The organism is Nocardia sp. CC213A (genome assembly GCF_030766805.1).
In the GTDB taxonomy this organism is placed as follows: Bacteria; Actinomycetota; Actinomycetes; order Mycobacteriales; family Mycobacteriaceae; genus Nocardia; species Nocardia otitidiscaviarum.
In genome coordinates this window covers 72,756-98,344 of record NZ_JASFXA010000018.1, presented here as the reverse complement: position 1 = coordinate 98,344, position 25,589 = coordinate 72,756, and the positions used below count along the sequence as shown (strand labels likewise).

Sequence of the window (25,589 nt, the reverse complement as noted above, 5' to 3'; positions counted from 1 at the left end):
AGTCGGGAGCAGATCCCCCGCCCGGCGCGGGTGTGACGTCACGAGCGCGAAGCCGATCCCCGCCCGGCGCGGGTGTGACGTCACGAGCGCGAAGCCGATCCCCGCCCGGCGCGGGCGTGGCGTCACGAGCGCGAAGCCGACCCCCGCCCGGCACACGTGCGGCGTCGGAAGCCGAACCGAGTCGCTACGGCACCAGGACCGCACGGCCTCGAATCTGCCCGGCGTCCAAGCGCCGCAGCGCCTCCGAACCGTCGGTGAGGTCGAAGCGCTCGACCTCCATGCGGAGCTTGCCCGCCTGCGCGAGCGCGACGCAGTCGTAGAGGTCGCGGCGGGTGCCGCCCAGGGACTTGCGCACCGAGGCGCCCCAGGGCCAGCCGGGTCCGCCCGCCGGTCCGGCGGTGATCTCCGGTGCGCCGTCGCCGATGCCGACCATCCGATACGCACCATTGGGCGCGACGGTCCGCACCGCGAGCGTGGCGGTCGCGTCGGCGCCGACGAAGTCGAAGACCGCGTCCGCGCCGCGACCGCCGGTGAGGTCGAGAATCTGTTGGGCGGCATCGTCTTCGGCGAGGATGCCGATATCGGCGCCGCAGTCGGCGGCCAGTTCCAGTTTCTCCTTCGCCACGTCGACGGCGACCACCCGCACTCCGCTGACCGCCCGCAGGATCTGCACCGCAACGTGCCCGAGCCCGCCGATGCCGATGGCGACCGCCGTTCCGCCGGGCCGCAGTTGCTCCCGTGCGCCCCGGATGGCGTGATACGCGGTGAGGGCGGCGTCGGCCACCGGTGCGGCCTGCACGAAGTCGAGATCTCCGATGGGAACGAACGAGGTCGCCGGTACCCGAACGTATTCCGCCATGCCGCCCTCGACGGTGAGCCCCGGGCACGGCGGCATGGCGGTCCGTCCGGCGGCCAGGCACACATTCTCGTTGCCGCTCACGCATTCCCGGCATACGCCACAGGTCCAGAACAGGTACACCACGCCGCGCTCACCGAGCTCACGACCGGCGACGTCCGCGCCGACGGCCTCGATGGCGCCCGCGATCTCGTGCCCGAGGGTGAGCGGCTCCTCGCGCAGTGGGACCGGGAAGTTCACCAGGGTCAGGTCCGAATGGCAGACCCCCGCCGCGCCGACGCGCAGCAGCAGATCGCCCGGGCCGATCTCGGGGACGGGGATATCGCGGACGGCCACGGTTTCGGGGCCGGTCCACTGCAGTGCTCGCATGGTGATTCCTTCGGAGTTTCGAGCGTGATCTGGCGCACACCGTAGCATTCGCTATACACTGCGTCCAGCGAATGACTCGGTGTCCAGCGAGGAGTGTCTACGTGCCGAAACACCTTGTCGACCAGGCTTCTGCCACTCCACGCGTCGCCATCGTCGGGGCCGGGATATCCGGTATCGCCACCGCCGTGGCGCTGCGGCGGGCCGGATTCGAGGACTTCACCCTCTACGAGAAGGGCACCGACTACGGCGGCACCTGGCGCGACAACACCTATCCGGGCCTGGTGTGCGACGTGCCGTCGCGGTACTACCAGTTCACCTTCGCCATGAATCCCGAATGGACGCGGCTGTATTCGACGGGCGCGGAGATCAAGGCATACCTGTGCCGCGTGGCGCGGGAACGAGACCTGCTCCGCCGCACCCGATTCGGTGTCGAGGTGGTGGGCGCGGAGTACACCGGGACGGGCTGGCGGGTCACGCTCTCGACCGGCGAGGTGGAGCACTGCGATTTCGTGCTGTGCGCCACCGGATTCCTGCGCGATCCGCACGTGCCGGACATCCCGGGTCTGGACTCCTTCACCGGAACCGTCATGCATTCGGCGCGCTGGGATCACGATGTCGAGCTGACCGGCAAGCACGTCGGGGTGATCGGAACCGGCTCCACCGGAACCCAGTTGGTGAGCGCGCTGGCCGGACAGGTGCCTCGGGTGGTGCTGTTCCAGCGCACCCCGCAGTGGATTCTGCCGACCGTGAACCGCGAGTACTCGGCGGTGGCCAAGGCCGTGTACCGGCGCGTACCCGCACTCGGCAGGCTGGCCTACGGCGGCAATCGCGCCGCCTTCGCGCTGTTCTCCCGCGGACTGGTGCGGCCGGGTCCGGTGCGGCGGTTGGTCCAGTGGGTGGTGGCGCGCAATCTGCGCACGGTGCGCGATCCGGAACTGCGACGCCGGCTGACCCCCGGCTACCAGGCCATGTGCAAGCGCCTGGTGGTCTCCGACCGCTTCTACACGGCCGTGCAGCGGGCGGATGTCGACCTGGTCACCGCCGGTATCGACCGGATTCTTCCGGACGGCGTGCGCACCACCGACAGCGTCGAACACCGCCTCGACATCCTGGTGCTGGCAACGGGATTCGACTCCCACGCCTATATGCGCCCGATGGCGATCACCGGCCTCGGCGGACGCACCCTGGACCAGGTCTGGGCGCACGGCCCGCGCGCCTTCGAGGGCATGATGCTGCCCGACTTCCCGAACCTGTTCATGCTCATCGGCCCGCACAGCCCCGTCGCGAACCACCCGCTCACCGCGGTCGCCGAAGCGCAATCCCACCGCATCGTGCACTGGCTGCGCCGCTGGCGCGCAGGCGAATTCACCACCGTCGCCCCGACTCCGGCGGCCACCGACCGCTACAACGCCGGCCTGCGTGCCGCCGCACCCGGCACGGTCTGGACCACCGGCTGCCGAAGCTGGTACCTCGGCGCGGACGGCCTCCCCGAACTGTGGCCCGGAAGCCCCGGAGCCTACGAGAAACTCATCCGCCGCACACCCGCCCCAACCGACTACCTACTGACCCCCGCGATGAGTCGGCACTGAACCACCGGCGCAGCCCGTACCGGCCCCCGCCACACCGAGCGCGCCACCGCCGCGAGCAAGCGCCCGCGCGAGCAACGCCAGCACAGGCAACCGGCCACACGCCCTATCCGGACTGCTGCGCTCGGGCAGTCTGCGCCAGGGGCCCGGGGTGGGCAAGCGCAGCACACTCCAGCCGACCGCCTACTCCGCTCCCGCACCACGCCCGGCGATCTCCGCATACTCACCGGACTCCGACTCGATACCGATTCCGCTGCCGCACCGTACTTCCCACCCGCGCGAGCAACACCAGCTCAGGCAACCGGCCACACGCCCTGTCCGGACCGCTGCGCTTGGGCAGTCCGCGCCAGGGGCGCGGGGTGGGCAAGCGCGGCACACTCCAACCGAGCACCTACTCCATGCCCCGGGCGTGCCCGGCGATCTCCGCATGCTCCCCGAGCTCCAACTCGATGAACGCCCCGATCATGGCCCGCCACACCGCCTCCGCGACCTCGGGTGCGAGACCACCCGCCCGCGCCCGCTCCCGCGCCAACCCCACCACCCGCTCCACCCGGTCGGGCGCGCGCACGGCCTGTTCGTCGGTTTTGAAACGCGCGGCGGCTCGCACCAGCCGCTGACGTTCGGCGAGCAACCCGATCAGTTCCCCGTCGAGCGCGTCGATGCGAGCACGGACCTGATCGAGCGATTCGAAATCGGACACGGAGGGCGACCCTAATGCCCCACGCCCGCGCGACTCACCAGCGGGGCCACGAATTCCTCGAGCATGGCCTGCTCATCGGCCTCGTCCCGGCCGGGCGCGGCCAACAGCGACACGATCACCCGGGTCAGCCAGCGTGCCAACCGCCCGCGCTCCTCGCGATCGACGACCGAGGTCGCGAACAGCCCACCGGCGATGGCCTCGATCACCTCGGAATCCTGGCTGATCCGACCGGTGGAACCGGACTCCCCGGGCCGGAACCACGCCATCAGCACCGGATCCGACCGCACCTCCCGCACCGCCGTCAGCATGGCGGTGACGACCCGTTCGGGTGCGTCCTCGACCGTCTTCACCTGCGCGAACACCCGCGCGGCGATCCGGCGCGCCTCCCGGTGCACGAAGGCCAGGCGCACCGCCTGCCGATTCTCGAAGTACCGGTACAGGGTGGCTCGCGAGCATCCGGCCGCCGTGGCGATGTCCCCCATGCCCACGGCCCCCGGCCCCCGTTCGGCGAACAGTCGCGCCGCGGCGTCGAGTATGCGCTCGGCCGCCAGATCGGCCCGCTGCTCCGCCAGCCAGTCCCGACCTCCACGCTTGTCCTTCGCCATAGCCGCCGAGGGTATGCGATCGCTCATGGGCACCGCCCGGTCACGCCGCGCGGAACGGCACGCTGACCGGCCAGCGCACGTAATTCCCATCCGACCACCGCACCCCGTCCAGGTCGACGCGGAACTCCGGGCAGCGCGCCAGCAGTTCCTCGAGCGCGACCCGGGCCTGCATGCGCGCGGCGGCCGCGCCGAGGCAGTGGTGGTGGCCGTGGCTGAAGGTCAGAATGCGTTTGGGCTGCCGGTGGATGTCGAGTTCGCCCGCGGTGGGCCCGAATTCACGCTCGTCGTGATTGGCGGACGCGTAGAGCAGCAGCACTTTCCGTCCGGCCGGAATGGTGGTGTCGTGCAGTTCGACGTCCCGGGTGGTGGTGCGGGCCAAACCCTGTACGGGCGAGGTCATCCGGAGGAATTCCTCCACCGCGTCGGGAATGAGCCCGGGATTCGCCGCCAGTCGTGCGCGCTGTTCGGGATACCGGTGCAGCAGTTGTACGGCCCCGCCGAGGTTGCCGGTGGTGGTGTCGTTGCCGCCGGTGATCATGGTGAAGGCGAAGCCGAGAATCGCGAGGATGCCTTCGTCGTCGCCCTCCGCGCCCAGCCCGGAGGCCAACAGGTGTGAGATGGTGTCGTCCTCGGGTCGGCTGCGGCGGCGGGCGATGAGTTCGGCGAAGTAGCCCACCATTTCACCCAGCGCCGAGGGCATTTCGGCACCCGCGGCGAGCTTCGCGCCGTCCACCGCGCCGCCGACGATGGCGTGGGTCCACTCGTCGAACTTCTCCCGATCCGCCTCCGGCACACCGAGATAGTGGGCGACCACCATGGTCGGCAGCGGTTTGAACAGTTCGGCGACGATATCCCCGAATCCGGCCGCGCGCAGGCGCTCGATCCGTTCCACCACGAACGCCCGCACCGCGGGCTCCACCGAATTGACCTGGCGCGGTGTGAATCCGCCCGCGACGCGGCGCCGGAAGTCGGTGTGCTCGGGTGGATCCATGAAGACGAACGGCTTGATCGGAATGCCCGCCGCCTCGAGGTTCATATAGTCCACGGTCAGCCCGGAGGCGGACGAGTAGGTCTCCGGGTCACGGGCCGCCGCGTACACATCCGCGTGCCGCGAGAGCACGTAGAAGTCCTCCGAGGCGCGCCCAGCCGGGCGCACCCGGTGCACGGGATCGTGTTCCCGCAGTGCGGCGTACATCGGCCAGGGATCGCGCCAGCTCTCCCCCGACATCAGTTCGAATCGGACTTCCTGAGACGCCATTGAACTCATGAATCGACGGTAAGACATATTGAGTATTCTGTCTAGAACAGGTTTCAGTACCGCACTGCCGTCTCACGATGACTCAGCTCCCGGCGGTCGGCGTCCCCGCATCGAATCGACCCCGGCGGATCGGCATCGGCCGAGCGACCGCGCGGATCGTCGGCTAGCCTGGCGGCGTGTTCCTGGTCCAGGCTGTCGTCGCACGCGTGCCGAGCCGAATGCTGTCGCTGTTCATTCGCCACGCGGAGCTGCTGAAATTCCTGACCGTCGGCGGGATCGCCTTCGTCACCACGGTCGTGCTGTTCTTCGGCCTGAAGTGGACCGTCCTACAGGAGAAGCCGGTCACCGCGAATGTGATCGCGGTGCTGCTCGCCACCGTGCTGTCCTACATCCTCAACCGCGAATGGGCCTTCACCGCGCGGGGCGGCCGGGAGCGCCGCCACGAGGCGGCGCTGTTCTTCCTGGTGGCCGGCATCGGCATGGTGATCAACCAGTTGCCGCTGGCGGTGTCCAGCTATGTGTTCCAGCTGCGCACCCCGCACGTCTCCCTGCTGGTGGAGAACATCGCCGATTTCATCAGCGCCTCGATTATCGGCACCCTGCTCGCCACGGTGTTCCGCTGGTGGGCCATGCGCCGATATGTCTTCCCGCACACCGTCGTTCCCGATCTCGAGCGCGAGGATCCGGTCCAGCGCCGGTGAGCGCGCGCGGCTAATCCGCGGCCACCACACCGAGAGTGTCCGGGTGCCGGTCGAACCACGGTCGGGCGGTTTCGATTTCGGCCGCCAGCTGGAGCAGCAGATATTCGGCCCCCGAGGGTCCGACGAATTGGACACCCAGCGGTACGCCGGTTTCCGTCCAATGCGTGGGCACGCTCATGGCGGGTCGGCCGGTGATGTTGGACAGCTGCGTGAACGGCACCGCGGACAGGTTCGAGGTCACCAGATCGACATAGAAATCGGTGCGGGAGAGCAGCTTTCCCGCGCCGAGGCGCAACAGCGGCGGCAGCACCGTATCGGCGAGCGCGGGCGTGCGGTACTGCCCGATCCGCAGCGGCGGCGCGGCCAGGGTGGGGGTGAGCAACAGGTCGTGGGTGTCGTGGAAGGCAGCGAGAGCGCGGGTATAGGTGTTCCAGCGCGCGTGTGCCGCCATGAGTTCCGGACCGGTGACAGCGCGGCCGACGGCGGCGAGCACCTGGGTGTCGATATCGAACTCCGTCGGGGACGCCCCGCTCACCTCGCACGCGACCGCCAGTTCCGCGGCGGCCATGGCGGTCCAAACGGTCATGAAGTCCATGGCCATTCGCGTGCCGTCGATGGCGGGCGCGGCCGGTTCGACGGTGTGCCCCAGACTCTCCAGCAGGCGTGCGGCGTCCTCCACGGCGCGCACCGCCTCGGCGTCTACCGGTGAGCCCGTAGGCGATTCGCAGGTGCAGCCGATGCGCAGGCGGCGTGGCGGTTCGGCGACCGCGTCGCGGTAGGGCCGATCGGGTCGCGCCACCGGGTACGGCGCACCGGGATCGGGCTGGCTCAGGATGTCGAGCATGACCGCCGAATCACGCACGCTGCGCGCTACGACGCCGTCGGTGACCGCGCCGAACAGCAGGTCTCCGTAGAGCGGTCCGCTGGAGATGAGCCCGCGACCCGCCTTGAGCCCGAACAGTCCGGTGCAGGCGGCGGGGATGCGGATCGAACCACCGCCGTCGCTGGCCCCGGCGACCGGGACGATGCCCGCCGCCACCGCCGCCGCCGAGCCGCCGGAGGAGCCGCCGGGGGTGCGGGTGGGGTCCCACGGATTGCGGGTGGACCCGAAGGTGCGGGTCTCCACGACGGCCTTGCTGCCGAATTCCGAGGTGGTGGTCTTGCCGAAGATGACGAGACCGGCGTCGAGCCAGCGCTGTACGACCGTGCTGTGCCGTTCGGCGCTGACCTTGCGCAGCGGTCCGGTACCGCCGGAGGTGGGGTACCCGGCGTAGTCCTGCCCGAGGTCCTTGATGAGGAACGGCACTCCGGCCAGCGTGCCGTCGAGCGGACCGGCGGCGCGCTCTCGGCCGGTGCGTTCCATCAGCAGGCTCACGGCGTTGATCACCGGATCGATCGCGGCGCAGCGGTCGAGCGCCAACTCCAGCAGCTCGGTCGGGTGTATCTCCCCGCGCTCGACCAGGGCGGCCAGGCCGACCGCGTCGTGGGCGCGGTATTCGTCGAATCGCATACTCGTCTCCTTCCGAGGGCCGTCCCGGGCCTCCCCCGTCGATAGTAGGCGTACCAACCGGTTACGTAACCACTTGGAACGGTAAAATTTGCTCATGGTGGAAACCGATAGGCTGCCCGCGATGAGCGAGAAGAGGATCGACGGCCGGACGCTGCGGTTTCAGCATCGCCGCCCGGAGCTGCTCGCCGCCGCCACCGAGTACGTCCTCGACAATGGCGTACGCGACCTCACGCTGCGTCGGGCCGCGCAGGCCGTCGGCGTCAGCCACGCCACCCTCATTCGACATTTCGCCACCAAGGACGCCCTGCTGGCGGAGGTGCTCGAACATATCCGCGCCGATTTCGAACAGCGCATCCTCTCCGCGGAGATCCTGCGCGTCGAGTCGGCGGTCGACCTGCTGCGGGCGGCGTGGCGGCATCTGTGCCAGCCGCGCGAACAGCGACAATTCCTGGTCCTGTTCGAATTGGTCGCCACCGCCGCGCGCACACCGAACCATCCCGACGCCCGGCTGGTCACCGACTGGCTGACGGTGATCGAACGCCAGCTGGCGCGGTACGGCTGGCCGCCGGACAGCATCTCCCGGACCGCCACCCTGATCCTGGCGCAGGTGCGCGGACTGCAATTGGATCTGATCACCACCGGGGATCGCGCCCGCGTGGACGACGCCTTCGAGGCAGTGGTGGAATTCCTGTCGCGAACGCCGTCCGCCTGAAATTCCACAGCGGCGTGACCAGGGTCACAGTGCCGGTCGCGCTTGCGAAAACGCCTGGTAATCAGGGAATTTCGCGGCGCGAGCGGAGTCGCGGACACGAATAATCGGATGAATCGTCGCGGTGCCGGCAGGAATACTGACGCCCGGCCGATGAGTTGTGCCGACTGTTCTCGTCTGATCAGGCGTAGCGCCCGGACGACGCCGTCTCGACATCCGGCCGCACCGTCTTTCGCTCACGAACGCCCGGAGGTACCCGTATGCCCGCCGACATATCCGCACCGCCGTCGCGCGGACCGGCCCCGACGGGGGGTAGGACGCCGACGGTCATCCGGCTGCTGGTGCTCGCGACCTTCGTGGTGATCCTGAACGAGACCATCATGATCAACGCGATTCCGCGCCTCATGCACGATCTCGACGTCACCGAGCGCGCGGCGCAGTGGGTGTCCACCGCGTTCATGCTCACCATGGCGGCGGTCATCCCCGTGACGGGCTGGTTCCTGCAGCGGGTGAGCACCCGGCAGGCGTATGCCATCGCCATGGGCGTCTTCCTCGCGGGTACCGCCCTCTCCGCCGTCGCGCCGACCTTCGCGGTGCTGCTGGTGGGCCGCGTCATCCAGGCCGGTGGCACCGCGGTCATGATGCCGCTGCTGATGACCACGCTCATGACGGTGGTCCCCGAACAGGATCGCGGCCGGGTCATGGGCAATGTCACCCTGGCCATCTCGGTGGCTCCCGCCATGGGTCCGGTCATTTCCGGGCTGGTGCTCCAAGCCGGTTCGTGGCGTTGGCTCTTCGTGCTGGTGCTGCCGATCGCCGGTACGGTCACCTGGTTGGGCCTGCGTCGCCTGGACAATATCGGGGAGCCGCAGACCGGCGATATCGACTGGCTCAGTGTGGCGTTCGCGGCCTTCGGCTTCGGCGGCCTGGTGTACGGCCTGAGCAAGTTCGAGACCGATCACGTCGCGGTTCCGGCCCTGCTGGTCGCCGCCGGACTGGCGCTCATCGCGGTGTTCGCGTTCCGGCAGCTGCGGCTGCAGCGTTCCGGGGTGCCGCTGCTGGATCTGCGAATCCTGTTGTCGGGCACCTACACCAAGGCGCTCATCCTCATGTCGGTGGCCTTCCTGGCCATGCTCGGCTCGATGATCCTGCTGCCGCTGTACCTGCAGAACCTGCGCCACCTGTCGCCGCTGGAGACGGGTCTGCTGGTCATGCCCGGCGGCCTGGCCATGGGGCTGCTGGGTCCGACGGTCGGCCGCCTCTTCGACCGCTTCGGCGGGCGACCGCTGGTGATTCCCGGCGCTGTCGGCGTCACCGTGGCGCTGGCCGGTTTCACCCAGATCTCCATGTCCATGCCGTACTGGCAGCTGCTGGCCCTGCACATCCTGCTGATGATCTCGCTCGCGGGCCTGTTCACTCCGGTGTTCACGCTGGGCCTGGGTGCGCTGCCGCCGCACCTGTATTCGCACGGCAGCTCCATGCTGGGCACGCTGCAGCAGGTCGCGGCCGCGTTCGGCACCGCCCTGGTGGTGACGGTCATGTCCGCGCGCATGACCCAGCTCGTGGAGACCGGCACCGAACCGGTGACCGCCCAACTCGACGGCATGCGCCTGGCCTTCGCCGTGTCCGCGGCCCTGTCGGTACTCGTCATCGTGACGGCGATCCTGCTCCCGAACCGGGCACCCGCCCCGGACGGGACGGGCGAGCACGCCCGGGACGAGACGGAGGCAGCGGTGACGGCCGCGCCCCTGCTGGTCAAGGACTGAACCGGCGGGTACCGAGCAGCCTGGCGCGCTCCGGCCGGCTCACGCCACCGCCTGCGAACGGCGTGCTCGACACCAGGTGCCGAGCGGACCGGTACCCGACCGGCCCGCTCGGTGCCGGGCGCCAGGCGTATCCGGACTCCTCCGGGCGGCCACCGGGACACCCTCCGATCGGACGTACCGCCCGGCCACGCCGACGGTGGTCGGCACGCACGACGATGTCCGTGTCGCCGGGCCCGACGTGCGCAACCGCGCGCGGCACGAATCCCCGCACCCCCTCATGGGTGCGGGGATTCGTGCTTCGCGGCCGTCAGCGGCGGGTCACGGTGTCCTGCCCGGTCAGATCGGTCCAGGCGTCGGCGAGGGCGGCCAGCCGGTGCCAGGCGGCGTGCACCCGGTCGTCGGCGATGTCGATATCGGAGTGCAGCAGGCGGTCGGCGTGGGCGTGGGCGGCGGCCATCCGGTCGACGAAGCCGCCGACCGATTCCGAACGCGGGCGGTGCGACTGCGGCTCCACGCTCACCCAGCCGTCGATGACGGCGGCCAATTCGGCGCGACGGCAGTCGATCTCGGCGGCGTGGCCGGGCTGCGAGCGGCGCAGCCGGTGCAGTTCGGCCAGTGCCGCGGCGGCGTCGAGCAGCGGATGCCCAGTCCCCCGGTCCGTGTCGGCGCCGCCGAACGCGGCCAGCAGCTCCTGCCATCTCGGCAGCGGCTCCCGCGCCGCGACCGCGACCGCGCGCTCACGCGGGAACATGGTCGGCTCCGCGCAGAATGGCCGAACGCGCCGCGTTCAGCACCATCGCCCGGTGCGGCAGGGCCAGGCGGCCGGGCTCGGGTTCACAGGCCCAGTGCCAACCGAGCCGATAATCTGAGACCGGCAGCATCACCTTGCCGCCGACATCGGGCACGGTCACGCCGTGCGCCCGCAGCCGACCGAGAAGCCGCTGCGGCACAGCGTGATACGGCGTCGGTGGAGCGACGAGAAACCACCAGTTCCGCCCGCGCGGATCGGCTACCGCGGGCGTTGCGGGCAATCCCGCCAACTGATCTCGGACATGGCGGCCCAGCCGCTGCGGCAGCCCGATGGCCTCCACCGCCCGGCCCACCGTGAGGTAGGGCCGGTCGGCGAACAGCTCCACGGGAAGTCCGTAGCGCACGCGCAGCAGATGGGCGGATTCGTGTGGGGAACGGCAGGATTCGAACATCGGGACCTCCGAGCGACGAGCGGTGCGCGGAATCCAGTGTGCGCCCGGGAGTTTGCCGGTGTGATGACGCGCACATGGCATCCGCGTGACCGTCTGTAAAGCCAGCTGTCCCAACCATGAATGTCAGGTGGTGAGGCCGCGTGACCGACTCCACGCTCCGTCGGTGCCAGCGCCCGAGCCAACGAGTGAGCACCGGCTCCGAACCCGGCGGGTCGTCTCCTGGCCGAGAAATCCCGAGGCCGTCGACCGCCACGGTCGACCGAACAGCCGACCTCTCGATTCGTGACGGCCGGGCGAGGCTACTCAGCCATGGCGGGCGTGCCGCCGCTCACCATGGCGGTCGGGATCTTCGGGAGGGCGTACGGGTGGTAGCGGGCGAGCCAGCCGAGCAGTTCCTCGCGTACCGCGCAGCGCAGATCCCAGACGTCGTCGGCATTGCGGGCCGACATGGAGGCGCGGACCACGATGGCGGTCGGGGTGCTGTCGGTGACCAGCAGGTTCCACTTACGGCCGTCCCAGTCCTTGCGGCCGCGCAGGAATTCGTGCAGGTGCTGGCGCAGTTCCGGCACCGGGGTGCTGTGGTCCAGGTACAGGAAGACGGTGCCGGTGATCTGCGGACCGCCCTTGGACCAGTTCTCGTAGGGCTTGCTGTTGAAGTACGAGATGGGCATGGTGAGGCGGCGGTCGTCCCAGATGCGCACGGTGAGGAAGGCCAGGGTGATCTCCTCGACGGTGCCCCACTCGCCCTCGACCACCACGGTGTCGCCGATCTTCACCGAATCGCCGAACGCGATCTGCAACCCGGCCATCAGATTGCCGAGCGTGGACTGGGCCGCCACACCGGCGATGATGCCGATGACACCGGCCGAGGCCAGCAGCGAGGTGCCGAGGGTGCGCAGATTGGGGAACAGGATCAGCATCGCCACCGCGGCCGTGGTCACGACCAGCACCGTGGTGACGATCCGGCGCACCATGCCGAGCTGGGTGTGCAGCCGCCGCACCCGCGCGGTGTCGGCGGTCCGGTTGGCGTACTTGTCCAGGGTGTTCCCGGCCACGGTGTCGGCGGCGCGCATGGCCAGCCACGCGGTGGCGAGTATCGCCAGGGTGGCCAGCACATTGCGGATCACGGCGTCCTGCTGGAGTTCCAGTTCCGCGAGCGGATACGTGAAATGCAGTCCGGCGCTGGCGAGTAGCGCCTGCAGGGGCAGCTGTATCCGGCGCAGCAGGGTGGCCAGCGACGACCCGGGGTGTCGGTTCGCGCTGTACCGCAGTACCCGGTCGATCAACAGTCCGGCCATGATGCTGACGGCGAGGGTGCCGCCGAAGACTATGAGCGGCCGCAATACGTCTTCCAAGGTGTCAGGACTCCTTGCCTTGGCGTCTCGGTCCTCTCTCCACGTTACATTTCGATAACGGGCGCGCCGCAAGGGGGAATCGCGACCCGCCCGGAACGCATGCGTCGACCGCGGGTTTCCCCGGCCCGGCGGGACCCGTAGTGTGCTGGGTCGTGATGCCACAGGCGGTTCGGGACTGGCGCGCGGGCGGACGGATGCTGCGCCGCCGGGCGGGTTCGGTGTTCGTCCGTTCGGCCCCGGGTTCGGGTCCCACGGTCCTGCTGTTGCACGGATACCCTTCCAGCTCTTTCGATTTCCGCCACATCGTGGACCGGCTCGACGGCCGGGCGTGGATCACGCTCGATTTCCCCGGCTTCGGTCTCTCCGACAAGCCCCGCCCGCACCGCTACAGCCTGTTCGAGCACGCCGACACCGTGGCCGAGGTACTCGCGCTGACCGGTATCTCGGGCCCGATCGCCGTGCTGGCCCACGACATGGGTACCTCGGTCGCCACCGAATTACTCGCCCGTGAGATCGAGGGCACGCTTCCGTTCGAACTCGACCGCGCGGTACTGAGCAACGGCAGCGTGATCCTGGAGAAGGCCACCCTGCGACCCATCCAGAAGATTCTGCGCGGCCCGTTGGGACCGGTCGCGGCGCGCCTGGCCAACCGGATCGTCTTCACTCGCGAGTTCTCCCGACTGTTCTCGGCGGCGCACCCGCTGAACAGCGCGGAGGCGACCGCGCAGTGGGCGCTGCTGTCGCGGGCGGGCGGCCATCGCATCGCCCATCTGCTGACCGCCTATCTCGACGAGCGCGTCACCCACGCGCAGCGCTGGCACGGCGCGGTGCGGGACTGGGACAAGCCGCTGGGGCTGCTGTGGGGCACCGCGGATCCGGTGGCCACCACGGCGGTGCTGGATGGGCTGCGCGCACTGCGGCCCGGGGCGCGAGTGGTGGAACTGACCGGCCTCGGCCACTATCCGCAACTCGAGGATCCGGACACGTACGGCGCCGGAGCTCGCGAACTATTGCGCTAGCAATCTCTCAGCTAATATATCAATACGCCCCGTCGCGTCGTTTGGCACAATAAGCAATTCTTGCACTATGATTCAAAACAGCGGAATTACCAGCTGAAAGAACTTGCCTTACAGCGACCCCCGTCACTACATTATTGAAATGCGACTGCGGTCACGATTATTCCATACCGCACATGCCCGATTTGCCTGGTCTAACCGTAAATAAGTTAATGCTCGGTTACCACCGCCTGAAACCTATTACTTAAATCTGGTCAGTCGCTCAGCGGCGTTGTAGCTTCTCCTCATCGCAACGCCGCGATTCGCAGTGTCAACGCATTCCGAGCACCAGAAGAGGTGGTCGATATGACCGGTCTGTTCGCGAAATCTGATGAGGGCATCCGCACCTGGGCAACCCCGGAGTGGACGGCGCGCGACCTGATCGCCGCCAAGGACGGACGGACCGTCTCCGTAGTGCTTCCCGCGCTGAACGAGGAAGCCACCGTGGGTGAGGTGGTCCGGGCCGTGCGGCGCCTGCCGGTCGGCCTGGTCGACGAGTTGATCGTCATGGATTCCGGATCCACGGATGCCACCATGCGCGTCGCCGCCGAAGCCGGCGCCACCGTGGTCAGCCGGGAATCGGTACTTCCCGACCATCCCCCCGTCCCGGGAAAGGGCGAGGTGCTGTGGCGCTCCCTCGCCGTCGCCTCCGGCGACATCGTGATGTTCATGGATTCCGATCTCATCGATCCCGATCCGCAGTTCGTCCCCAAGCTCATCGGCCCGCTCCTGCTGGACCCGAGCCTGGTCTTCTGCAAGGGCTACTATCGTCGGCCGCTGCTGGTGGGTGAGTCGTTCGACGAATCCGGCGGTGGCCGGGTCACCGAACTCGTGGCCCGCCCGCTGCTGGCCGCGCTGCGACCGGGGCTGCGCCACGTGGTGCAACCGCTGGGCGGGGAATATGCCGCCACCCGGCAGGCGCTCGAGCGGCTTGCCTTCGCGCCGCACTACGGCGTGGAGATCGGGCTGCTGATCGACGTCTTCGACCAGTACGGCGCGGAGGGCATCGGGCAGGTCGACCTCGGCGTGCGCAAGCACCGCAACCGGCCGCTGCACGAACTCGGGGTGATGAGCCGACAGATCGTCGCGACGGCGCTCGGACGCTGCGGGCTCCCCGATTCCGGCGCCGGAATCGTCCAGTTCCCACTCGGCGTAGACGGATTCGTACCCCGCGAATTCGACCTGCACGCGCAACAGCGGCCGCCCATCGGATCGCTGTTGAAAATCGCGTCCTGAATTCGACTTCCACCATTTCAGAGGACTTCTTGCCATGATGCAGAGCGGACTCATCGACGATTGGCGGCCGAAAGGCGGCCAGTTGACCGTCATCCGTCCCAGCGAAACCTCGCGGGCGGCGGCTTTTCGCGCCCGCGCCGATGCCACCCCACCGTCCTTTCAGCAGGACGCGTACCTGGAAATGGCGCGCACCGCGAAACTGTCGGGTCGCCGGTTCGATCGCCTGGTGCTGTGCGCGTTCACCCTCGACGGCGCACCCGATATTCCGGCGCTGGTCCGCGCCACGACCGCGATCGTGCGGCGACACGATTCCTTCCACAGCTGGTTCGAGATCGACGGTGCAGCCGGAATCCAGCGCCGCGTGCTCGCGCCCGAGGACATCCAGCTCACCGCCGACTCCTGGGGCGAGATCGACGGCCCGCTGGTGAGCCGCATTCTCCAGCGGATCACCCCGGGGCCGACCAGCTGGGACTGCTTCACCTTCGCGGTGATCGACCACGGCACCTCGTTCACCTTCGTGGTGGCCTCCGACCACATCAACTGCGATGCCGTCTCCGGCGGGATCATCAGCGGTGAACTCGTGCAGCTCTATTACGACCCGAGCGGTGCGCAGCACCTGGACGCCGTGCCCGCGGCGAGCTACCGCGAGCACAGCGGCCGGGAGCGTTCCCGGGCCGCGGCGCTGGACGCGCGGTCACCGCAGATCGTGGCCTGGGCCGATCGGATCATGGCCAATGGCGGCAGGCTGCCCAGCTTCCCGCTGCCGCTGCGCGATCCCGGTACGCGGGAGTCGGCGTCGGCCGCCTCGGACCGCCGGGTGCTGCTGTCCGGCGACGCCGCCGACCGCTTCGAGGCCGAATGCGAACGTGCGGGGGTGCGCCTGGTGTCCGGCATCTTCGCCGCCGCGGCCCGTGCCGAATACGAATTGTCCGGGCGCACCTGGTATTTCAACCTGTCGCCGAAGAACACCCGGGTCAGCGCGGCCGAACGCCGTTCGGTGGGCTGGTACGCGAGCCTGATCCCGATCGCCTTCGACTTCGACCCCGCGGAGAGCTTCGCCGACACCGCCCGGCGCGCCGACGCCGCCTTCACCGACGGCCGCTGCCTGTCGGAGGTGTCGCTGCACCGGGTCGTCGAATTGCTGGAAGCCCGGGAGGGATTCGAGGTCCGGCGCGGGTGGGTCGCCCCGATGCTGTCGTTCCTGGATATGCGCAAGCTGCCGGGCGCCGAGCTGTTCACCGCGCTCAACTTCTCCTTCTTCGGCAGCCGCGGCACCTCCGAGGAGGTGTACTCCTGGGTGCAGCGCACGCACGACATGATCTGGATGGCATCGCTGTTCCCGGAGACCGATATCGCCGCCCGCTCGATGGCCCGCTACTGCGATGCGCTGACCGAGGTCATGGAGTCGATCACGCACTCCGGGACCAGCCCGCTCTCACTCGATGTCGCGTAGGGGCGGCCCATGAGCGCACTGCGCGTATCGCGGGACACCGCCGCCCCCGCGCCGCACTCCTCCGCCTGGCTCGCGGTGACGGCCGTCTTCATCGCCGTGTTCATGCAGATGCTGGACGCGACCATCGTGACGGTCGCGATCCCGGACATCGTGCGCGAACTCGGCGCGAGTTCGGCCGAATCCTCGCTGATGCTCACGGGTTACACCGTCGCGCTGGCCTGCTCGCTGCTGCCGAGCGCGCGGCTGGGAATGCGGTGGGGGCGCGGTGGCTTCTTCACCGCCGCGCTCGCGGTCTTCGTGGGGGCGTCGGTGCTCTGCGGAATCGCGCCCACCCCGCTCACGCTCATCGCGGCGCGCGTGCTCCAGGGCGCGGCCGCCGGAGCCGTCTCCGCCCAGCCCATCGCGATCATCAGTGCCCGGTTCGCCGATACCGGCCGTCGCAATCTGGCCTTCGCGCTCTACGGTGCGACCGCGGGTACGGCGGCCATGCTCGGACCGCTGGCCGGCGGGCTGCTGCTGGGCGCGAATCCGCTGGACCTGTCGTGGCGGTCGATCTTCCTGGTGAATCTGATTCCCGGAGCGGTGGCGCTGGTGCTGGCCGCCCGGCAGTTGCGCGGCTCGGTGGTGTCCGAGCGCTGTGCCGTGGACGTCGGCGGTGCGCTACTGGCGGCGATCGGCCTCTTCCTCCTCGTGTACGGCCTGTCGATCGGGCGCGAACACAGTTGGTCGACACCGATTCTCGTCATGCTGGCGGCGTCGGCGGCGGTGCTGGCCGCCTTCGTCGCCCATGAACGCCGGACGGCCGCGCGGGGTGGTTCACCGCTGGTCGATCCGGGCCTGTTCGTCTCGGCGCGCTTCGCGTACTGGATCGTGGCCTGCCTGGTGGTGTACGGGGTGTTCGCGGCCTACCTGTTCACCATGTCGGTATCGCTCCAGTTCGGGCTCGGGTACACCGCGCTGCGCACCGGTGTGACCACGCTGCCGTTCTCGGCCGGTGCGGTGGCCGGGGCATTGATCGCACCGAAATTCGCTCGGGCGCTGGGCAATCGGATGGTCGGCGTGGGGTGTGTGCTGTTCGGGGTGCTGCTGGTGGGCTGGCTGCTGGCACTGGATCCGTCTCCGGCCGGGCTGTCGTGGCCGGTGCTGCTGGTGCCGCTGCTGCTCGGCGGCTTCGGTGTCGGGGTGGCGGCGGCCCGCTTGCAGATCGCGGTGGTGGCGGCGGTGCCGCCGCGCTCGATCGATTCCGCGTCCGGGCTGGTGCCCACCGCGCAGCAGGTCGGGAACTCGCTGGGGGTGGCGCTGATCGGCATTCTGTTCTTCCACTCCGTCGCCACCGGCGCACCGGCGGCGGTGAACACCGAACGGGACCAATTGCAGCAGCGGCTGACGGCGGTGACGCCCTTCGCTCCCACCATTGCAGGCGAATTCTCCCGGTGTGCGACGCTGCAACTCCAGTCATCCACGCCGGAGCGCACTCCGGCGGGCTGCGATCACTCCGAATCTTCACAGCAGCAGGGCAATTCGGCCCTGCGCGAGCAGGTGGCGGCGGCGGTCCGCGAGTCCTCGGAGAGTCTGGCCGGGACGGTGTTCGTCTCCGCCTTCCGGGATTCGATCCTGGTCCTGCTCATTCCGGTCGGGTTGGCGAGTCTGCCCTTCCTGCTGCGTCGACGAAAGGCTCCCATCGGGTAAGTTAGCCTAGGCTAGGCTAACTTGTTCGAGAAGGGAGACGTGGTGCGCGTCGTCATTCTGTTCGGTTCCGAAATGGGCACTTCCGAGGCGGTCGCGGAGTGCGTCGCCGATGAACTGTCGGCCTACGACGTCTCGGTCTACGACATGACCGACTTCGACCCCGGCGACCTGACCGCCGACGACTTCCACATCGTCGTCTGCTCGACCTACGGCGACGGCGACCTGCCCACCGGCGCGGAACCCTTCTTCGACCGGCTCGACGCCACCACGCCCGACCTGACCGGGCTGCGCTTCGCGGTCTTCGGACTCGGCGACACCGTCTACGGCGACACCTACAACCGCGGCGGCGAGATCGCGGCCGAGAAGCTGGCCGCGTGCGGCGCGACCCAGGTCGGCGAGCACGGCCGCCACGACGCCTCGACCGAGGTACGAGCCAGGGACATGGCGCGCGCGTGGGCGCGCACCCTGCCCATCCCGGTACCGGCCGCGGTCTGAGTGCGCTGCCAGGGGCGCAGCGGGCACACCACCGGCCGCCATCGCTCGCGCCGTGGTCGCGAGCGTTCGAGCCATGACGATGGCGGTTGTGTCCGCGCAGGTCAGCCCTGTCGTACCGGCTGCTCGGTCGGGGTGTCGGCCTTGTCCTCGGTGTCGCCGAGGGCCCGCTGCGCCCGGGCGACGGCCCATTCGGCGGCGTCGAGGCAGTAGCGGGCCAGGACGACGGCGACCTCCGCGACATCCTCGGCGCTCTGCACCGCTCGCGGCGAAGCCTTCCCCGCCGCCGCACCGTGCGCATCGGCCTGCCACTGCTCGAAATCGGCTCGCATGGCCTCGAACTGGCGCTCCAGCGCGTTCTTGGCCTCGGCCCACCAGCGCTGCGTCGCCTCCCGCATCTCGGTGGCGGTGTGCTCGAACTCCTTACCCTCCCGCTCGACCGCGGACTCGAACTCCTCCCGCCGCGCCCGCACCGCGGCCCGGTTCTGCTCCCGCGCCGCCGCCGACGCCTCCTCGATCCGCTTGACCCGATCCGACAGCTCCAGCAGCGATTCCGACAACGGTTTCATGGCGTTCCTCCTCGAAAGTCGGCGCTGCGCCGACACATTCGTTTACGACCACCTCAGCCTGATCCCGGCGGACGCCCATCCCAAGGGCAGAAGGTCACCGCACCACGACGTCCGAGGACACCAACGTGGCGGACTCCGACGGCCCGAACACGCCAGAAAGCGGACATTCCACGCCAACTATCCGGACATACTTGACAATTCTGGCGGTTAATATGCCTCGGTGATCGACAGGACTGTTCCGGCCCACCTCGCGCGCCTGATCGCGGATGCCGCCCGCACGGCGGGTATTCCGCAGGCCGAGATCGACCGGACACTCGGGGCCGTGCCCCTGGACACCGCCGACCCCCGGATACGGATCCCCACCGCCACCCTCCATCACCTGTGGGACACCGCCGTTCACGCCCTGCAACCGCTCGGCGGCGGCGTGCGGGTGTCGTCCCGCTGGGAGCGCGGCATGCTGCGCACGGGCGACTACCTCGTTTCCTCATCGGACACCCTGGCCAGCGGATTCGTCGCGCTCTCCGCCAATTTCGCGGCCGTCACCAGTCCGGAGTCGCGGCTGGAGGTGAGTACCGAGGACGGTGCGCTGTCGGTCGCGTATCTGGGGCCGGAACCGAGTGAGTTGGAACAGATCATCGGCGAATTCGCGCTGGGGCTGGTGATCCAGCAGGCCCGCGCGGCACTGCACCGGGACATCGCTCCGCGGCAGGTGTTGCTGCCGGGCCGCGCGCCCCGCCATTACGATCACCTGCGCCGCTTCTTCGGCACCGACGCGATCGACTTCGGCGCCGACCACGCGCGGGTGCTCATCGACGAGCGCGATGCGCGCGCCGCCCTGCCCGGCTCCGATCCGGCGCTGCACGCCATCGTGACCGATCACGCCGCCACGCTGATCACCTCGGCCCGGCCGGTACTGGGCTGGCTCGACAAGGTGTACGCGGAGATCGAGGCGATCTTCGACGACGGGAGTTCACCGGATTTGAATCGGGTCGCGGCCCGCCTCGCCATGAGCCCGCGCAGCCTGCAACGACGGCTCGCCGAGGAGCAGATCAGCTGGCGCGAGATGGTGGAGCGCGCCCGGCAGGAGCGCGCCACCCGGTTGCTGCGCGACGCCTCGCTGACGCTGGAATCGATCGCCGCCCGCGTCGGCTACAGCGATGTGCGCGCCCTGCGCCGCGCCTTCCACCGCTGGTACGGCACCAGCCCGGCCGAGTTGCGCCGCACCGGCTAGATCGCCCGCCCCGGAACGCGATCCGCGCCCCGGGCGGACTTCCCCGTCGATCTAGCTGTCGGCGCGCACCACCGGCCAGTCGATCTCGACGCCACCGGCCTTGTTGAAGTAGTTGGTGAACACGTTCAGCGCGACATTGCCGAGCACCTCGGCGATCTCCTCGTCGCCGAGACCCGCCTCCCGCGCGGCCTTCACATCGGCGTCCTCGATGCCGCCGCGCGTGCGCACGACGGCCGCCGCCAGCGTCAGTGCGGCCTGCGCGGTCGGATCGGTCCCCTGCCCGCGCCGCGCCCGCTCGGTATCGGTCGCCTGCAGGCCCGCCAGGTTGGTGCCGATGTAGGTATGCGCCGACAGGCAGTAGTCACACCCGTTCTCCTGCGCCACCAGCAGCGCGATCTGCTCCCGCACCGCGGCCGGCAGCTTGCCGCCGCCCAGCGCGCCGGAGAAACCCAGGTATGCCTGCAGCACGGCCGGGCTGTTCACCATCGCCTTGGTCATATTCGGGGTGACGCCGAGCGACTTCTGCACCGTGGCAAGCAGTCCCGCGGCGACGCCGGTGGCCTGTTCGGGCTGCACGAGGGGGAGACGAGACATGATTCTTCCTTTCGATGAGCGATCCCGGAAGCGCGAATCCCGTTGATTCGCTTCCGTTTTCGGACACTTCGAAAGGTACGGAGGAATCCGCCCCGCGCCGAGGGTCCGCGCCGCCACACAGCGGACGGTTCACGACCGGTTCGGGGGACATTTCCCGACAGCATCGGACCGACGATCCGCTACTCGGCATACGCCTGGTCCGCGCCCTGAGCACTGAACCCGATGCTCCACGCCCAACACCGCCAGACCATAACAAGGAACACGTTCTACCCGGGTCGCACCGCATCGACCGGATTACGGACGCATGCGACAGTGAGCGCCGGATCCCGGCACGACACCCAGATCGACGGGGGTGACATCCACGACAGGGTTTCCCACGCATGGGAAGCATGGCCGAACCCATTGTCGCTACACCAAGTATCGTGCCGCTATATGACGGCACATTATATAAGAGGAAGTTTCCGACGCCGTCGCCAACACGAACGCGGCCTCGCCGGCACGGATACCACTGCGGCACAACTTGTTCCGTGGACCGAGACCGTCTCCCAGCGGGAGTTCCGCACTGGATCGCATCGGAAAGGTCGCCATGTCCACTGAATCCATCGATTCGATATCCGAGATCCGAGAACCGAGCGTGGACTCCGCTCGGCCCGGCGGACCGAGCACCGACGCGTCGGAGAGCAAGGTCTCCCCAGCCCGGCACATCGGCCGGTCGCGCGGTCTCATCGGGGTGATCGCGCTGTCGGTCGGCCTGATCGCCCTCGGATTCCTCTCTCCCGGCACGCTTCCGGCCGAGGGCGACCATGTGGGAGCGTTCAGCCTGCTGCCCGCCCTGGTCACGCTGGTGGTGGTATTCGCGACCAAGAACGTGGTGGCCGCGCTGTTCCTCGGCGTCGTCACCGGCGGCGTCGTGAGCGCGGAGTACAACATCGTCGACGGCTTCATGCTTCCGTCGCTGGGCACCGTCTCGTTCGCGACCATCCTGCTGGTCTACCTGTGGGCACTGGGCGGATTGATCGGCCTGTGGACGCGCACCGGCGGCGCGCAGGCATTCGCGGAGATGGCGGGCCGCACCCTGGTGCGCGGCCCCGTCAGCGCCCGGGTCTTCGGCTGGCTGGTGGGCGTGCTGTTCCATCAGGGCGGCACCATCTCGACCATCCTGGCCGGAACCACCGTGCGCCCGCTCACCGACAAGCACAAGGTGTCGAAGGAGGAGCTGACCTACATCGTCGACTCCACCGCCTCTCCGGTCGCGACCGTGCTCCCGTTCAACGCCTGGCCGCTCTACGTGGCGGGCCTGATCGTCGGGACCACCCCGCTGTTCGCCACCGAGGATCAGGGCATCGCGTTCTTCATCAGCTCGATCCCGTACAACTTCTACGCGATCTTCGCGCTGCTGGCGACCCTGCTGTTCGCCTGGGGGAAGCTGCCGTGGGTCGGCGGCGCGATGAAGAAGGCCATCCACCGCGCCCGCACCACCGGACAGCTCAACTCCCCGACCGCCAAGCCGATCACCTCCGACGAGCTGGTCACCATGAAGCTGCCCAAGGACTATTCGCCGGGCATCGCCGACTTCGCCGTTCCGATGGGCGTCCTGCTCACCGTGGTAGTCGGCTCCTATGCCATCACCGGAAAGGTGCTGATCGCGCAAGGATTCGGCCTGGCGGTGGTGGTCGCGATCGTGCTGGCACTGGTCAAGGGCCTCCCGCTCGGCGAGGCCATCGAGGGCTTCGTCGACGGCTGCAAGGGTGTGACGGTCGGCGCGCTGATCCTGGCCTTGGCGGTAACGCTCGGCTATGTGTCCAAGCAACTCGGCACCGCGAACTACATCGTCGAAACCACGTCGAACTGGGTGGTGGATCCGCTGCTGCCCGCCATCCTGATGGTCATCTGCATGGTGGTGGCGTTCTCCATCGGCTCGTCGTGGGGCACCTTCGCGGTCGTCTTCCCGCTCGCGATGCCGCTCGCCTACGCCATCGACCCGAACCCGATCTACCTGCATCTGTGCTTCGGTGCCGTCGTCGGCGGCGCGGTATTCGGCGACCAGGCCTCCCCCATCTCGGATACGACGATCCTGTCCGCCCTCGCCTGCGGCGGCGACGTCATGGACCACGTACGAACGCAGATCCCCCTCGCCCTCGCCGCCGCATCCCTCGCTGCGGCGACCTCGACCACATTGGCGTTCGTGGTGCTGTAGAGGGGTTGTCACACGACGAGTTGGATTCGTCTTCTACGGTGCGGGCGGTGACGCCCGCACCGTGGTGGCGCGCGAGAGCTATCGCGCCATCACAGCTCTGGAAGTCGTTCAGCGACCACCATCCCTGCGGTCGATTCCGTCATGACAGAACTTTGCGGCTGCTCACCGCGAACGTGAGCCGAAAGCCCGGCGGTCCGTGTCAGCCCTGCGGCGCGCAGTTGATCGCGTCGCCGTTCCAGCTCAGATCCGACTCCTCGGCGATCTCGAAAACCTCGAAACTGTTGTCGGCCGACACCGCATCGATCAGAGCCCGTGAGCCGGCGACGATCGTGGAGTCGAAGTCGATCTCGCTGGCCACAACCCATGCGTGATCGGCGGGCCAGAGCAGCTGGGGCGTCACCCCGGGGAAGTCGCTCGTCCAGCCCAGGCCCGCCGCATACACCCAGCCGGGGTCGGCGAGTTCGGCGAGATCGGTGTCGAACAGCAGGAAGTCGCGTCCCGGCCAGCGTAGGAAAGGCCCCGCCTCGACGGCCCGCCGGACCTCCGGTGCCACAGACGCAACCAGCTCGGCGTCGATGCGAGCTCGCTCACGCTCGACGTCCTGCGGATCGCCATCGGTGGCCGCGACGAACACCGCGTCCGAGGGTGTGTTCAGTTCGCCGAACCCATTCCACACTCCAGCCGTCACCTGTTCGGGTGCCTCGGTAGCCGCGCGAAGGTGAACGCCGAGCGCGGCCAACAGCTTCGGATCGAACCACCCCTCGACGGTCTGGCCGACCTCCCAGCCGTCGTCGAACGACATCGCCGCCTCGTCCTCATCATCGGTGAGCCTGCGCCACTGCACCAGCGGATGCATCACCCTGCCGTTGCGCGCGGCGACCTCGGCCCACGGCCACATCGCCTCCGCCACGATCGCGGGATTGCCCCACTCGTCGGTGATCGTGGCATCGCGGCGGAACGCCTCGACCGGATGCAGAATCCGCGCATAAGCCTCGAACCCGGTACCAGCCACACTGCCGACCCCGACCTCGCCGACCCGCGCCAGCAGCCACCCACCACGCTCGACATCCGCTGTGAACCGCACCCGGTCAGCCTAGTCAGCGGGGCTGGCGGACAGTCCTGCCGTACGCCGAGCGCTGCTGTTACGCGCGGTCGCTATCACCGAACCCCTGGATGAACAGGCCGGCCGGTCGTAGCGTGGCTATATGGGTGTGGATGGCACGAGTATGGGTCAGACGCTTCGACAGATTCGACACGCGCGTGGCAAGTCCCTCGCAGTCGTCGCCGGCCTCGCCGGGATCTCCACCAGCTACCTGTCTCGACTGGAATCGGGCGAACGCGCACTGGACCGCCGCTCGCTCATCCTTGCTCTCGCCAAGGCACTCGAGGTCGCCCCGAGTGAGATCACCCGCGGCGCGGTCGGAGTCAGTGGCGAACTGGACGAGGATCGCTCGCTCGGAGATGTTCGACTGTCCCTGCTGTCGGTCAGCATGGGAGAACCTGGCGGCGACATCACGCCCACCGAAGCATTGAAAGCGAGAACCACCAGTCTTTTGGAAGCACAACGGCAGTGTGACTACGCACTCGTCGGTGCCGAGTTGCCCAGTCTGATGCGCGATCTGCACACCACCTTGGACGCACGCCGCGACGAACAGGAGTTGTTGAAACTCGCAGTGCTCACCCATGTTCAGGGCACCCAAGCATGGTTGTCCGACATCGGCGCAAGCACCGACCTGGCCTGGCAAGCAGCCGCCACCGCCAAGCAAGCGGCCGAACGGCTCGAAGATCCCCTCTACAGCGCGGTGAGCGCGTTCGGGACTGCCTTCGGACTGGTGAGCGCGGGCGGATTCGACCTCGCGTCCCGCACCCTGTCGGAGGCCGAGCCGAGCACAGACAGCGCAGCGGGGATGCAGGTCGCCGGAATGCTCGCGCTTACACAGGCGCTCGTGTCGGCCGCCAAGCTGGACGACAGGGAACGACGGGCGGCGATCGACCATGCCGATGACCTCGCGGCCCGCACCGGCGACGGGAACGCCATGTGGTTCGGGTTCGGCCCATCCAACGTTGGCGTGTGGCGCATGAGTGTGGCCCTGGAGGCGGGCGAGCACCCCGAGGCCGCGAGGATTGCCGAGGCTATCGACCCGAGCGCACTGACACCCGCACGGCAGTCGGCGTACTACCGCGAGTACGGCCGCGCCCTGGCGCGACTGCCCAAGCGTCAGACCGATGCTGTTCTGATGCTGCGCCGCGCCGAGAAGATCTCCCCCGCACGGATTCACCGCCACCCGTTCATGCGCTCCGTGCTCGCCGAGTTGCTTACCCGCGCCAAACGTGACGCCGTCGGCCGGGAGCTGCGCGGCATGGCGTATCGGGCGGGGTTGCACGTCTAGCCTTCCGAACGTCCGGCACGCTTTTGCCACCGTGGCAACATCCTGGTTGGACGGGCGTAGATGCTG

23 protein-coding genes are annotated in these 25,589 nt (G+C 68.8%); 12 read left to right on the top strand and 11 right to left on the bottom strand.

Going from position 1 to position 25,589, the window contains the following annotated elements; genetic code table 11:
• Positions 1-184: 184 nt before the first annotated feature.
• On the bottom strand, positions 185-1,225 hold the full coding sequence (locus QJS31_RS28110; protein WP_306358130.1) for an NAD(P)-dependent alcohol dehydrogenase: 1,041 nt from the start codon (positions 1,223-1,225) through the stop codon (positions 185-187).
• Positions 1,226-1,326: 101 nt separating this feature from the next.
• Here QJS31_RS28110 and QJS31_RS28105 point away from each other — a divergent pair, with 101 nt between their 5' ends.
• Positions 1,327-2,814 (top strand): NAD(P)/FAD-dependent oxidoreductase, encoded by a 1,488-nt coding sequence (locus tag QJS31_RS28105; RefSeq protein WP_306358129.1) that lies wholly within the window; start codon positions 1,327-1,329, stop codon positions 2,812-2,814.
• 388 nt (positions 2,815-3,202) lie between these two features.
• Here the strand turns inward: QJS31_RS28105 and QJS31_RS28100 are convergent, their stop codons facing one another.
• From QJS31_RS28100 to QJS31_RS28090, 3 genes are read right to left on the bottom strand one after another with little or no spacing between them, the layout of a single operon-like run.
• Positions 3,203-3,511, bottom strand: a complete 309-nt coding sequence (locus tag QJS31_RS28100; protein WP_282783006.1) for a chorismate mutase — start codon at positions 3,509-3,511, stop codon at positions 3,203-3,205.
• 11 nt (positions 3,512-3,522) lie between these two features.
• Positions 3,523-4,116 (bottom strand): TetR/AcrR family transcriptional regulator, encoded by a 594-nt coding sequence (locus QJS31_RS28095; RefSeq protein ID WP_306358128.1) that lies wholly within the window; start codon positions 4,114-4,116, stop codon positions 3,523-3,525.
• 40 nt (positions 4,117-4,156) lie between these two features.
• Positions 4,157-5,383: a cytochrome P450 gene (locus QJS31_RS28090; protein ID WP_306358127.1), complete on the bottom strand. Its 1,227-nt coding sequence runs from the start codon at positions 5,381-5,383 to the stop codon at positions 4,157-4,159.
• Positions 5,384-5,550: 167 nt separating this feature from the next.
• On the opposite strand from QJS31_RS28090, the gene QJS31_RS28085 reads away from it, so the two are divergent.
• Positions 5,551-6,075, top strand: a complete 525-nt coding sequence (locus QJS31_RS28085; RefSeq protein ID WP_306358126.1) for a GtrA family protein — start codon at positions 5,551-5,553, stop codon at positions 6,073-6,075.
• 10 nt (positions 6,076-6,085) lie between these two features.
• Here QJS31_RS28085 and QJS31_RS28080 read toward each other — a convergent pair whose 3' ends face one another.
• A complete protein-coding gene (locus QJS31_RS28080) occupies positions 6,086-7,585 on the bottom strand; it encodes an amidase (protein WP_306358125.1) in 1,500 nt (499 codons plus the stop codon).
• A gap of 121 nt (positions 7,586-7,706) precedes the next feature.
• Between QJS31_RS28080 and QJS31_RS28075 the strand changes: the two genes are divergently transcribed.
• Entirely contained in the window at positions 7,707-8,297 is a 591-nt protein-coding gene (locus QJS31_RS28075) for a TetR/AcrR family transcriptional regulator (protein ID WP_282783015.1), read from the top strand.
• A gap of 257 nt (positions 8,298-8,554) precedes the next feature.
• Positions 8,555-10,060, top strand: a complete 1,506-nt coding sequence (locus QJS31_RS28070; protein ID WP_282783017.1) for an MDR family MFS transporter — start codon at positions 8,555-8,557, stop codon at positions 10,058-10,060.
• A 307-nt stretch (positions 10,061-10,367) separates the two neighbouring features.
• Here QJS31_RS28070 and QJS31_RS28065 read toward each other — a convergent pair whose 3' ends face one another.
• The 3 genes from QJS31_RS28065 to QJS31_RS28055 form a co-directional block, all read right to left on the bottom strand.
• The gene (locus QJS31_RS28065) at positions 10,368-10,811 is read right to left on the bottom strand and encodes a DUF4254 domain-containing protein (RefSeq protein WP_306358124.1); all 444 of its coding nucleotides are present in this window, start codon (positions 10,809-10,811) and stop codon (positions 10,368-10,370) included.
• Positions 10,798-11,262, bottom strand: coding sequence for a hypothetical protein (locus QJS31_RS28060; RefSeq protein WP_282780664.1), 465 nt, complete (start codon positions 11,260-11,262; stop codon positions 10,798-10,800). Before QJS31_RS28060 ends, QJS31_RS28065 begins: the two co-directional genes overlap by 14 nt.
• Positions 11,263-11,561: 299 nt before the next feature.
• Positions 11,562-12,617 carry a mechanosensitive ion channel family protein gene (locus QJS31_RS28055; RefSeq protein WP_195144330.1) on the bottom strand — a complete coding sequence of 352 codons (1,056 nt, stop codon included), beginning with the start codon at positions 12,615-12,617 and terminating at the stop codon, positions 11,562-11,564.
• A gap of 152 nt (positions 12,618-12,769) precedes the next feature.
• Here QJS31_RS28055 and QJS31_RS28050 point away from each other — a divergent pair, with 152 nt between their 5' ends.
• The 5 genes from QJS31_RS28050 (at position 12,770) to QJS31_RS28030 (ending at position 18,545) form a co-directional block, all read left to right on the top strand.
• A complete protein-coding gene (locus QJS31_RS28050; RefSeq protein WP_306358123.1) occupies positions 12,770-13,636 on the top strand; it encodes an alpha/beta fold hydrolase in 867 nt (288 codons plus the stop codon).
• Between the two features lie 342 nt (positions 13,637-13,978).
• Positions 13,979-14,908 carry a glucosyl-3-phosphoglycerate synthase gene (locus QJS31_RS28045; protein WP_306358122.1) on the top strand — a complete coding sequence of 310 codons (930 nt, stop codon included), beginning with the start codon at positions 13,979-13,981 and terminating at the stop codon, positions 14,906-14,908.
• A gap of 34 nt (positions 14,909-14,942) precedes the next feature.
• Positions 14,943-16,361 carry a condensation domain-containing protein gene (locus QJS31_RS28040; protein ID WP_282780656.1) on the top strand — a complete coding sequence of 473 codons (1,419 nt, stop codon included), beginning with the start codon at positions 14,943-14,945 and terminating at the stop codon, positions 16,359-16,361.
• Between the two features lie 9 nt (positions 16,362-16,370).
• On the top strand, positions 16,371-18,050 hold the full coding sequence (locus tag QJS31_RS28035) for an MFS transporter (protein WP_282780654.1): 1,680 nt from the start codon (positions 16,371-16,373) through the stop codon (positions 18,048-18,050).
• A 42-nt stretch (positions 18,051-18,092) separates the two neighbouring features.
• A complete protein-coding gene (locus tag QJS31_RS28030) occupies positions 18,093-18,545 on the top strand; it encodes a flavodoxin domain-containing protein (protein ID WP_282780668.1) in 453 nt (150 codons plus the stop codon).
• Between the two features lie 101 nt (positions 18,546-18,646).
• Here the strand turns inward: QJS31_RS28030 and QJS31_RS28025 are convergent, their stop codons facing one another.
• On the bottom strand, positions 18,647-19,111 hold the full coding sequence (locus tag QJS31_RS28025) for a hypothetical protein (protein ID WP_282780653.1): 465 nt from the start codon (positions 19,109-19,111) through the stop codon (positions 18,647-18,649).
• Between the two features lie 220 nt (positions 19,112-19,331).
• Here QJS31_RS28025 and QJS31_RS28020 point away from each other — a divergent pair, with 220 nt between their 5' ends.
• Positions 19,332-20,342: an AraC family transcriptional regulator gene (locus tag QJS31_RS28020; protein ID WP_306358121.1), complete on the top strand. Its 1,011-nt coding sequence runs from the start codon at positions 19,332-19,334 to the stop codon at positions 20,340-20,342.
• Between the two features lie 51 nt (positions 20,343-20,393).
• Here QJS31_RS28020 and QJS31_RS28015 read toward each other — a convergent pair whose 3' ends face one another.
• Positions 20,394-20,936, bottom strand: coding sequence for a carboxymuconolactone decarboxylase family protein (locus tag QJS31_RS28015; protein WP_306358120.1), 543 nt, complete (start codon positions 20,934-20,936; stop codon positions 20,394-20,396).
• A 586-nt stretch (positions 20,937-21,522) separates the two neighbouring features.
• Here QJS31_RS28015 and QJS31_RS28010 point away from each other — a divergent pair.
• Complete coding sequence (locus QJS31_RS28010; RefSeq protein WP_306358119.1) at positions 21,523-23,133, top strand: Na+/H+ antiporter NhaC family protein; 1,611 nt, start codon at positions 21,523-21,525, stop codon at positions 23,131-23,133.
• Between the two features lie 199 nt (positions 23,134-23,332).
• Here the strand turns inward: QJS31_RS28010 and QJS31_RS28005 are convergent, their stop codons facing one another.
• Positions 23,333-24,217, bottom strand: coding sequence for a hypothetical protein (locus QJS31_RS28005; RefSeq protein WP_306358118.1), 885 nt, complete (start codon positions 24,215-24,217; stop codon positions 23,333-23,335).
• Between the two features lie 121 nt (positions 24,218-24,338).
• Here QJS31_RS28005 and QJS31_RS28000 point away from each other — a divergent pair, with 121 nt between their 5' ends.
• Complete coding sequence (locus tag QJS31_RS28000; protein ID WP_282780644.1) at positions 24,339-25,523, top strand: helix-turn-helix domain-containing protein; 1,185 nt, start codon at positions 24,339-24,341, stop codon at positions 25,521-25,523.
• Positions 25,524-25,589 lie beyond the last annotated feature (66 nt).